This window comes from Monashia sp. HAY1-2A (assembly GCF_056755315.1).
Window position 1 is genome coordinate 1 of sequence record NZ_JBNDHY010000175.1, and the last position, 8,579, is coordinate 8,579.

Genomic DNA, 8,579 nt, shown 5'->3' on the forward strand with positions numbered 1-8,579 from the left:
CGACGAGGCCGTGCGCCACGCTGGCGTCAGGGGCCCGGTCGTGCTCGTCGGGCACTCGCTCGGCGGGTTCGTCGCCATGGACTACGCGGCGCGGCACGGTGACGCCCTCGCCGGGCTCGTCCTCGCGGGGGCCAGCGCCAGCCCCGTGGGCGCCGGGGCCACGGTGTACCGGCTCGTCGGCGGGCTGACGGACCGCCTCGGACCCGAGCGGATGACGCGGGTCAACGACCGCGTGCTGCGGCGCCTCTACCCGTCCGAGCGCATCGAGCCGGTCATCGCCGGGGGGTACTGGTTCGCCCCGACGACGACGGCGTGGCGCGAGGTCATGGACGCCTGCCGGCCGGCCTCGCTGGCACGACTCCGGTGCCCGGTGCTGCTCCTCGACGGCCGGTGGGACCAGTTCCGGCTCGGCATCCGAGGGTTCCGGCGCGAGGTGCCCCGAGCCCGGGTCGAGATCCTGCGCGGGGCCGGCCACCTGGCCAACCTCGACCAGCCCGAGGCGTTCGCCGACGCGCTGCTGCGCTTCGCCCACGAGGTCGCCGATTCGGCCCATGGCGCGTGATGCGGGACAATCGGTGCTCGTGACCGACCTCATGACCCCGCCCGCCGCGCCCACCCGCGCGCCCGGCGAGCAGCGCGAGGGTGGACCCGCGGCCGGCGGCCCGGTGCTGCCGCCCCTGCGCATCGGCCGCCACGTCATCGAGTCGCCCGTCGTCCTGGCGCCCATGGCCGGTATCACCAACCGGGCCTTCCGCCGGCTGTGCCGCGAGTACGGCGACGAGGGGGCTGCCCTGGCATCCGCTCGCGGCGCCTCCGGCGCGACGAGCCTGTACGTCAGCGAGATGATCACCTCCCGGGCCCTGGTCGAGCGCAGTCCCGAGACGATGCGCCTCATCGAGCACGACCCGGAGGAGCACCCGCGGTCCATCCAGCTCTACAGCGTCGACCCGGCCACGGCGCGCGCCGCGGCGCGGATCCTCGTGCAGGAGGACCGCGCCGACCACCTCGACCTCAACTTCGGCTGTCCGGTGCCGAAGGTGACCCGCAAGGGCGGCGGGTCGGCCCTGCCCTGGAAGAAGGACCTCTTCCGCCGGATCGTCGCGGCCGTGGTCGAGGAGGGCGCGCGGCGCGACGTCCCCGTGACCGTCAAGATGCGCAAGGGCATCGACGACGAGCACCTGACCTTCCTCGACGCCGGGCTCGCCGCCGAGCAGGAGGGCGCCGCGGCCGTCGCGCTGCACGGCCGCACGGCCTCGCAGGCGTACTCGGGGACCGCCGACTGGGCGGCCATCCGGGCCCTCAAGGAGACCGTGACCTCCGTGCCGGTCCTCGGCAACGGCGACATCTGGTCGGCCGAGGACGCGCTGCGGATGGTGGCGGAGACCGGGTGCGACGGCGTCGTCGTGGGCCGCGGCTGCCTCGGTCGGCCCTGGCTGTTCACCGACCTCGCGGCAGCCTTCGCCGGCTCGTCCGCACGCGTCATGCCGAGGCTCGGCGAGGTGACGCGGACGCTGCGCACGCACGCCGAGTACCTCACCGACTTCTACGGTGAGGAGGAGCGGGCCTGCCGCGACATCCGAAAGCACATCGCCTGGTACCTCAAGGGCTTCCCGGCAGGCTCGACGGTGCGGAACTCCCTGGCTCTCGTCGACTCGCTCGCGGCCCTCGACGCGCTGCTCGGCGCGCTCGACCCCGACGTGCCCTGGCCCGGGGAGGCCGCCGAGGGGCAGCGTGGACGCGCCGGCTCGCCGCGCCGCGTGGCCCTGCCCGACGGGTGGCTCGACTCGCCCGAGCTGTCCGAGGAGCACGAGCGCACCCTCGCAGAGGCCGAGCTGTCGGTCAGCGGCGGCTGACCGCGGCGGTCACCTCAGCCAGACGCTGAGCGGACCGAGCAGCTCGCACCCCGCCGCCACCGCGGCGTCCACGCCGGCACCCGCCTCCCAGCCGACGAGCGGGAGCCGCCCCACGGCCTGGCGCGCCGCTGCTGCGGCGGCGGTCCACGTGGCATCGGCGTCGCCGTCGCGCGCGAAGACAGTGCCCAGGCCGGCCACGGCGGCGGCCCCTTGGCCCGTGACGGTGACGACGGCGCCGGCCACGAGGGGCGCGTCGGGGTCCGGGGACGCGTGCGCGGCGAGAAGGTGCACGCCGGGCTCGCCGAGCAGCGACGGACGCAGGATCGCCTCCGCCTCGGGGTCGGTGGCCCAGGCACGGACCCACGACGCCATGCCCTCCGGTGTCGTGACCGGCCGCCAGGGCGGACCGGCGGGCGGCGTGACGGTCGTGTCCGGGTCGAGCCACACCCACTGGCCGACGACGATGCGCGCGAAGTCCTCGAGCGACAGGTCGAGGCGGTCCCACGAGTCCTTGACCGAGCAGCCGTCGGAGTCGTCGACCCTGGCCAGCACGTCGTACTCGCCGACGGTGGGGGAGAGCGTCACGGCGTCCGGGTAGTAGGGCGGCGTCCGCGTCGCCGCGCTCCACGCCTCGGCATCCGTCGTCGTCGCGACGCCGTGGGAGCGGGCGACGGCGTCGCACCAGAGGGCGTTGTTGAGGGCTGCGAGGGCGATGCGCTCGGTCGCGCCGGTCCGGTGTGTCACGCCCTGTCGCATGAACCGATCCTCCCAGTGTCGGCGCCGGCTGGCAGGATCGGGTCATGCGACAGGGCGGCACCGCCGAGCGACCGGCGACGTTCTTCGACGACGCTGCAGACTTCCGGGCGTGGCTCGAGGCCAACCACGAGACCGCCACGGAGCTGTGGATGGGTCTGAACAAGAAGCACGTCGAGCCCCGGGGCCTGCAGTGGGCCGACGCGGTCCGAGAGGCCCTGTGCTTCGGCTGGATCGACTCGATGTCCCAGCGGATCGACGACGACACCGTGCGCCAGCGGTGGACGCCCCGCAAGCCCGGCAGCAGCTGGAGCACGATCAACATCAACGCGGTCGAGGAGCTGACCGCCGCGGGGCTGATGCGTCCGGCCGGGCTGGCTGCGTTCGCGAAGCGCCGTGAGGACCGGTCCGGCATCTACGCCTACGAGACCCGCGAGCTCACCTGGCCAGACCACTACGAGGCCCTGCTGCAGGCCGACCCGCGCGCCTCGGCCTTCTGGGACGCCGCGACGCCGTCGTACCGCAAGCTCGCGACGAACTGGGTGGTCACCGCCAAGCAGGAGGCGACGCGCGACAAGCGGATGGCCGAGCTCGTCGACGACTGTGCCCACGGCCGCCTGATCAAGTCCCAGCGCTACGGCACCGAACCCGCGTGGGTGCGCCGGATGCGGGCCGAGCTCGGTTGACGACGGCGTAGCGCTGGTCGGACCGGGCCGGCCAGCGCCACACCTTCAGCGTTTGCCCTTGGCCGGGATGATCTCGGTGTGGTTCTTGGCCGCGGCCTTGGCGTGCTTGTCGGCCCGCTTCTCCTTGAGCGTCTTGGCCTTCGTGGACATGTGGGACTTCGGTGACTTGTCACCCATGGTGCGCTCCTGAGGTCTGAAGCCTGATCGGCTCCATCACCCAGTATGCCGGTCGCCCCGGCGCACTGACGAGGGCCCGTGCACGGGGTTCACGCCAGGTCCGGCCCGGCGACACCGGCCTTGCTGGTGGCGAGGCGCTTGCGCCTACAGTTCCGGTGTGGGCTACGAGGGGCGGGACCGGGAGCGCTGGGTGGCGGAGGACCCTGCCCAGAAGCGCGCGGACCGCGACGACTTCGCCCGCGACCGGGCGCGCGTCGTGCACTCGTCGGCGCTGCGGCGCCTCGCGGCCAAGACCCAGGTGCTGGCCCCGGCCCACGACGACTTCGTCCGCAACCGCCTCACCCACTCCCTCGAGGTCGCGCAGATCGGTCGCGAGTTCGGGGCCGCCCTCGGCTGCAACGCTGACGTCGTCGACACCGCGTGTCTGTCGCACGACCTCGGGCACCCGCCCTTCGGCCACAACGGTGAGACCATCCTGGACGAGATCGCCTCCGCCATCGGTGGTTTCGAGGGAAACGCCCAGACGCTGCGGCTGCTCACGCGAATCGAGGCCAAGCGGTCCCACCCCGACGGCACGCCCGCCGGCCTCAACCTGACCCGGGCGAGCCTCGATGCCACGACGAAGTACCCCTGGCGTCGCGGTGACGGGCCCCACCCCACAACCAAGTTCGGCGTGTATGACTCGGACCTGCCTGTGTACCAGTGGATCCGCGAGGGCGCCGACGCCCGACGCCGGTGCCTCGAGGCCGAGGTCATGGACTGGTCCGACGACGTGGCGTACTCGGTGCACGACGTCGAGGACGCCGTGGCGTCCGGCTGGCTGGACCCGCGGGTGCTGCGCTCGCAGGACATGGCCGGTGTGCTCGAGGTCGCGGGGCGCACCTACGCGCCGGACCTCGGTCCGGACGTCCTCGGGGCCGCCCTGGAACGGCTGCTGGCCTCGGGCGCCGTGCCGTCCTCCTTCGACGGCTCCCGCGGTGACCTCGCCCGGCTCAAGGACCTGACGAGCCGTCTCATCGGGCACTTCGTCCTCGTCGTCGAGCAGGCGACCCGCGAACGGCACGGGCCCGGGCGCCTGTGCCGGTACGAGGCCGACCTCGTCGTGCCGGACGACCTCCGGGCCGAGTGCTCGGTGCTCAAGGCGATCGCCAACCACTTCGTCATGGCGACCGACGCCCGCCTGGCCGTCATGGCCGAACAGCGCGACGTCGTCCGCGACCTCGTGGCCGGGTTCGCCGCGCGTCCCGAGGAGCGGCTCGACGCGCCCTTCCGCGCCGACCATGCGGCCGCCACCGACGACGCGGCGCGGTTGCGCGTCGTCGTCGACCAGGTCGCCTCGCTCACCGACGTCCGGGCCCTCGGTCTGCACAGGCAGTGGTGCCCCTGACCGGCGGGATCGGCCCGACGACCTAGAATCACCGCAGCGACAGGAGGCAGATGGCGGGGCTGATCAACAGCGAGGACATCGCGACGGTGAAGGCGCGCACGTCCATCGAGGACGTCGTGCGCGAGTACGTCACCCTGCGGTCTGCCGGCCCCGGGTCCTTCAAGGGCCTGTGCCCCTTCCATGACGAGAAGACGCCCTCCTTCACCATCCGCCCCGCCGTCGGCGCCTGGCACTGCTTCGGCTGCGGCGAGGGCGGCGACGTCCTCTCGTTCGTCCAGAAGGTCGACCACCTGACCTTCGCCGAGGCCGTCGAGCGGCTCGCACAGAAGCTCGGCATGGAGCTGCGCTACGAGGACGGCGGCTCCCGCCCCCGCGAGGAGGGCCTCGGTCGACGCGCCCGACTCGTCGAGGCGCACCGCGTCGCGCAGGAGTTCTACGCCGACGCGCTCATCAACCTCCCCGCCGCCCGGGCCGGTCGCGACTTCATGCGCGCCCGCGGCTTCGACGGCGCGGTCGCCAAGCACTTCGGCGTCGGGTTCGCGCCGCGTGGGGGAGAGGACCTCGTGCGTCACCTGCGCTCGAAGGGGTTCACCGACGACGAGATCGTCGCCGGCGGCCTCGCCGGTCGTGGCTCGCGGGGTCTCTACGACCGCTTCCGCGGGCGGCTCGTCTGGCCCATCCGTGACATCACCGGCGACACCATCGGCTTCGGCGCCCGGCGCCTCTTCGACGACGACCGCATCGAGGCCAAGTACCTCAACACGAGCGAGACGCCGATCTACAAGAAGTCGACCGTCCTCTACGGCCTCGACCTCGCCAAGAAGTCGATCTCCACGGAGCGCCGCGCCGTCGTCGTGGAGGGCTACACCGATGTCATGGCATGTCACCTCGCCGGGGTCGAGAACGCCGTCGCGACCTGCGGCACCGCCTTCGGGTCGGACCACATCAAGGTGCTGCGCCGGATGATGCGCGACGAGGCCGACCTCGCACCGGCCCGCGTCATCTTCACGTTCGACGGTGACGCCGCCGGCCAGAAGGCGGCGATGCGCGCCTTCGCCGATGACCAGAAGTGGGCCTCGCAGTCCTTCGTGGCCGTCGAGAAGTCCGGCAAGGACCCGTGCGAGCTGCGTCAGGCCGGCGGCGACCCCGCGGTCCAGGCGCTCATCGAGGACGCCGTCCCGATGTTCGAGTTCGCCGTCCGCACGACGATCAAGCGCTTCGACCTCGGCACCGCCGAGGGACGCGTCCAGGCGGCGCGGGCGGTGGCGCCCATCGTCGCCTCGATCCGCGACCAGTCGCTGCGCCCCGAGTACACGCGCGAGGTGTCGGGCATGCTCGGCCTGGACGTCGAGCAGGTGGCCCGCGAGGTGTCGCGCGCCGGTCGGCTCAAGGTCGACGACGACCCGCGCGAGGCCCGCGACGCGCGCGAGCGGCGCCACACCGCTGGCGAGGATGCCGAGCCCTCGGCGGGCGAGGGTGGCCAGGGGATGCCGCAGCCGGACCGGCGCGACCCCGTCGTCATGGCCGAGCGGCAGCTGCTGCAGGTCATCCTCCAGTTCCCGACCGTCTTCGCTCCGGGAGCGCTCGACCTGCTGACGCCCGACGCGTTCTCCGCGCCGGCGCACCGCGCGGTCTTCGACGGCATCCGCATCGCGCACGCGTCGGCCGACACCGCCAGCGTCCGGGCGTGGACGTCGGCCGTCACCGAGGCCGCGCCCGCGCCGGTGGCCGGGCTCGTCAGCGAGCTCGCCGTCGACACCCTCCCCACGCGGATGGACGCCGTCACGGGCCTGCCGACCTCGCGGTACGTCGACGAGCTCTTCAACCGGGTGCGCACGATCGCGCTGACCCGCCAGATCGCCGACGCGCTGAGCGAGATGCGCCGCCTCGAGCACTCCGACGAACCCGCCCCCGACCGCAGCCGCGCGCTCGGCCTGCACCTGCAGACCCTCCAGCGCGAGCTCGCGACGATCAAGGCGGGAATGGTCTGATGCCCCTGTTCGAACGGCGTCGTCGCGTGCCGCTGCCCGCCGACGTCCGCGCCGCCGTGGCGCTCGCAGGCGGCGAGAAGATCCTGGCCTGGGCCCGCGACGAGCAGTCCGGCGGCCACGTGGTCGCCACCACGCACCACCTCGCCTTCGTCGATGCCGACCGCACCCTGGCGTGGGAGCGGCCCTGGCACGAGGCGGAGTCAGGGACGTGGAAGGGCGAGACCGGCCTGCTGACCGTCGTCTGGGTCGACCACCGGTCACCTGCGCAGTGGCGGGTCACGGAGCCGTCCCTGCTGCAGCAGACGCTGCGCGAGCGCATCCAGGCCAGCGTCGTCATCGGCGACGAGTTCCGCACCCGGGACCGGCGCACCGTTCGGGTCGTGATCCGCAAGGACCTCGCCAGCGGGCGGCTGGTGGAGCAGGTCGTCCCCGGCAAGGGCGCGAGCCTCGAGGACCCTGAGGTCGCGAGCGAGGCGGCCGAGCGGCTCGCGCGGCTGCGCACCGAGGTCGGTCTCTGACCCGCCCGAACGGGCGCCCCCGCGGGTGCGAGACGCGCCTTCCCAGGGGGTGGACGGTGGCCGAAAAGTGCCGGATGCGCCTCGCGCGGAGTCGATTTAGTCCCCGCCCGATCCTTTGCTATGGTTGCGCAGCAGCCATTCCCCTGTAGCTCAACTGGCAGAGCAGCCGGCTGTTAACCGGCAGGTTGTTGGTTCGAGTCCAACCGGGGGAGCACCGAGCGCGCAGGCCCCGACACCCATGGGTGTCGGGGCCTTCGTCGTGTGGTCCCGTCCGGCTCGGCTGCTGCGTCGGGCCGGGAGCTCGGCCGCAGGACACCCCCGGCACCAGTGGGTCCCGGGGGTGTCCGATCGTTGCTGTCGGGGGTGTCAGGCGCCCTGGACGGCGCTCATCGCGGGGGCGTCGTCGACCACGCCGACGGCCGTCGGCGCCGTCGGACGCGGTCCACGGCCACGCCGGTTGAGCCGGCGCTCGACGCGTCCGGCCAGGATCGTCAGGCCGAAGTTCAGCGCGATGAAGATGACCGCGGCGAGGATGTAGGCGGGCAGGACGGTGGCATAGGCGGTGCCCATGTCGCGCATGCTCTGGAGCAGCTCGGGATACGTGATGGCCGTGCCGAGCGCGCTGTCCTTGAGAATGACGACGACCTGGCTGACGAGCGCCGGCAGCATCGCGGTCAGGGCCTGTGGCAGCTGGATCGAGCGCAGCGTCTGGCCCGGCGTCAGGCCGATCGACAGGCCCGCCTCGCGCTGCCCCGCCGGCAGCCCGTAGACGCCGGAGCGCACGAGCTCGGCGATGACCGAGCCGTTGTAGAGCGTCAGGGCGATGACAACGGCCATGAACGAGTTGAGGCTCGCCACGAAGATGTTGTTGAAGGCGAACAGCTGGAACAGGAAGTACATCATCAGCAGCACCGGGACGGCCCGGAAGAACTCGACGAGGATGCTGCTCACCCAGCGCATCGCACGGCTGTGCGACAGGCGGCCGAGGCCGAAGATGATGCCGAAGGCCATCGCCGCGATGATCGACACGATCGCGGCCTTGAGGGTGTTGACGAGACCGGGGACGACGTACGAGGTCCACACCTCGGGGTCGACGAGCGGCTTCCACAGGTCGCCGGTCAGCTGACCCTGGGCGTTGAGCTTCCACACGACGGCACCGACCGTGACGAGGGCCAGCAGGAAGCCGAACGCGGTGAGGATGGCGTGTCGGCGCC

9 protein-coding genes and 1 tRNA gene are annotated in these 8,579 nt (G+C 72.7%); 7 read left to right on the forward strand and 3 right to left on the reverse strand.

The window, feature by feature from the left end:
* The coding region (locus tag ACPYOM_RS19085; protein ID WP_481347169.1) for an alpha/beta fold hydrolase at nt 1–562 on the forward strand (562 nt) is incomplete at its 5' end.
* A gap of 31 nt (nt 563–593) precedes the next feature.
* A complete protein-coding gene (gene dusB, locus ACPYOM_RS19090; protein ID WP_481343450.1) occupies nt 594–1,853 on the forward strand; it encodes a tRNA dihydrouridine synthase DusB in 1,260 nt (419 codons plus the stop codon).
* A gap of 9 nt (nt 1,854–1,862) precedes the next feature.
* Here the strand turns inward: dusB and ACPYOM_RS19095 are convergent, their stop codons facing one another.
* Nucleotides 1,863–2,609, reverse strand: coding sequence for a hypothetical protein (locus ACPYOM_RS19095; protein WP_481343441.1), 747 nt, complete (start codon nt 2,607–2,609; stop codon nt 1,863–1,865).
* Between the two features lie 44 nt (nt 2,610–2,653).
* On the opposite strand from ACPYOM_RS19095, the gene ACPYOM_RS19100 reads away from it, so the two are divergent.
* Nucleotides 2,654–3,292 carry a YdeI/OmpD-associated family protein gene (locus ACPYOM_RS19100; protein ID WP_481347170.1) on the forward strand — a complete coding sequence of 213 codons (639 nt, stop codon included), beginning with the start codon at nt 2,654–2,656 and terminating at the stop codon, nt 3,290–3,292.
* A 45-nt stretch (nt 3,293–3,337) separates the two neighbouring features.
* Here ACPYOM_RS19100 and ACPYOM_RS19105 read toward each other — a convergent pair whose 3' ends face one another.
* The gene (locus ACPYOM_RS19105; protein ID WP_481343957.1) at nt 3,338–3,469 is read right to left on the reverse strand and encodes a hypothetical protein; all 132 of its coding nucleotides are present in this window, start codon (nt 3,467–3,469) and stop codon (nt 3,338–3,340) included.
* Between the two features lie 157 nt (nt 3,470–3,626).
* Here ACPYOM_RS19105 and ACPYOM_RS19110 point away from each other — a divergent pair, with 157 nt between their 5' ends.
* The 4 genes from ACPYOM_RS19110 (at nt 3,627) to ACPYOM_RS19125 (ending at nt 7,577) form a co-directional block, all read left to right on the forward strand.
* Nucleotides 3,627–4,856, forward strand: coding sequence for a deoxyguanosinetriphosphate triphosphohydrolase (locus ACPYOM_RS19110; protein ID WP_481347171.1), 1,230 nt, complete (start codon nt 3,627–3,629; stop codon nt 4,854–4,856).
* A gap of 50 nt (nt 4,857–4,906) precedes the next feature.
* Nucleotides 4,907–6,847 (forward strand): DNA primase, encoded by a 1,941-nt coding sequence (dnaG, locus tag ACPYOM_RS19115; protein WP_481347172.1) that lies wholly within the window; start codon nt 4,907–4,909, stop codon nt 6,845–6,847.
* On the forward strand, nt 6,847–7,365 hold the full coding sequence (locus tag ACPYOM_RS19120; RefSeq protein ID WP_481347173.1) for a hypothetical protein: 519 nt from the start codon (nt 6,847–6,849) through the stop codon (nt 7,363–7,365). Before dnaG ends, ACPYOM_RS19120 begins: the two co-directional genes overlap by 1 nt.
* 139 nt (nt 7,366–7,504) lie before the next feature.
* Nucleotides 7,505–7,577, forward strand: a tRNA-Asn gene (locus ACPYOM_RS19125).
* Between the two features lie 154 nt (nt 7,578–7,731).
* On the opposite strand, the gene ACPYOM_RS19130 is transcribed toward ACPYOM_RS19125, so the two are convergent.
* Nucleotides 7,732–8,579, reverse strand: an 848-nt coding sequence (locus ACPYOM_RS19130) for an amino acid ABC transporter permease (RefSeq protein ID WP_481347174.1), incomplete at its 5' end; no start/stop codon positions are given.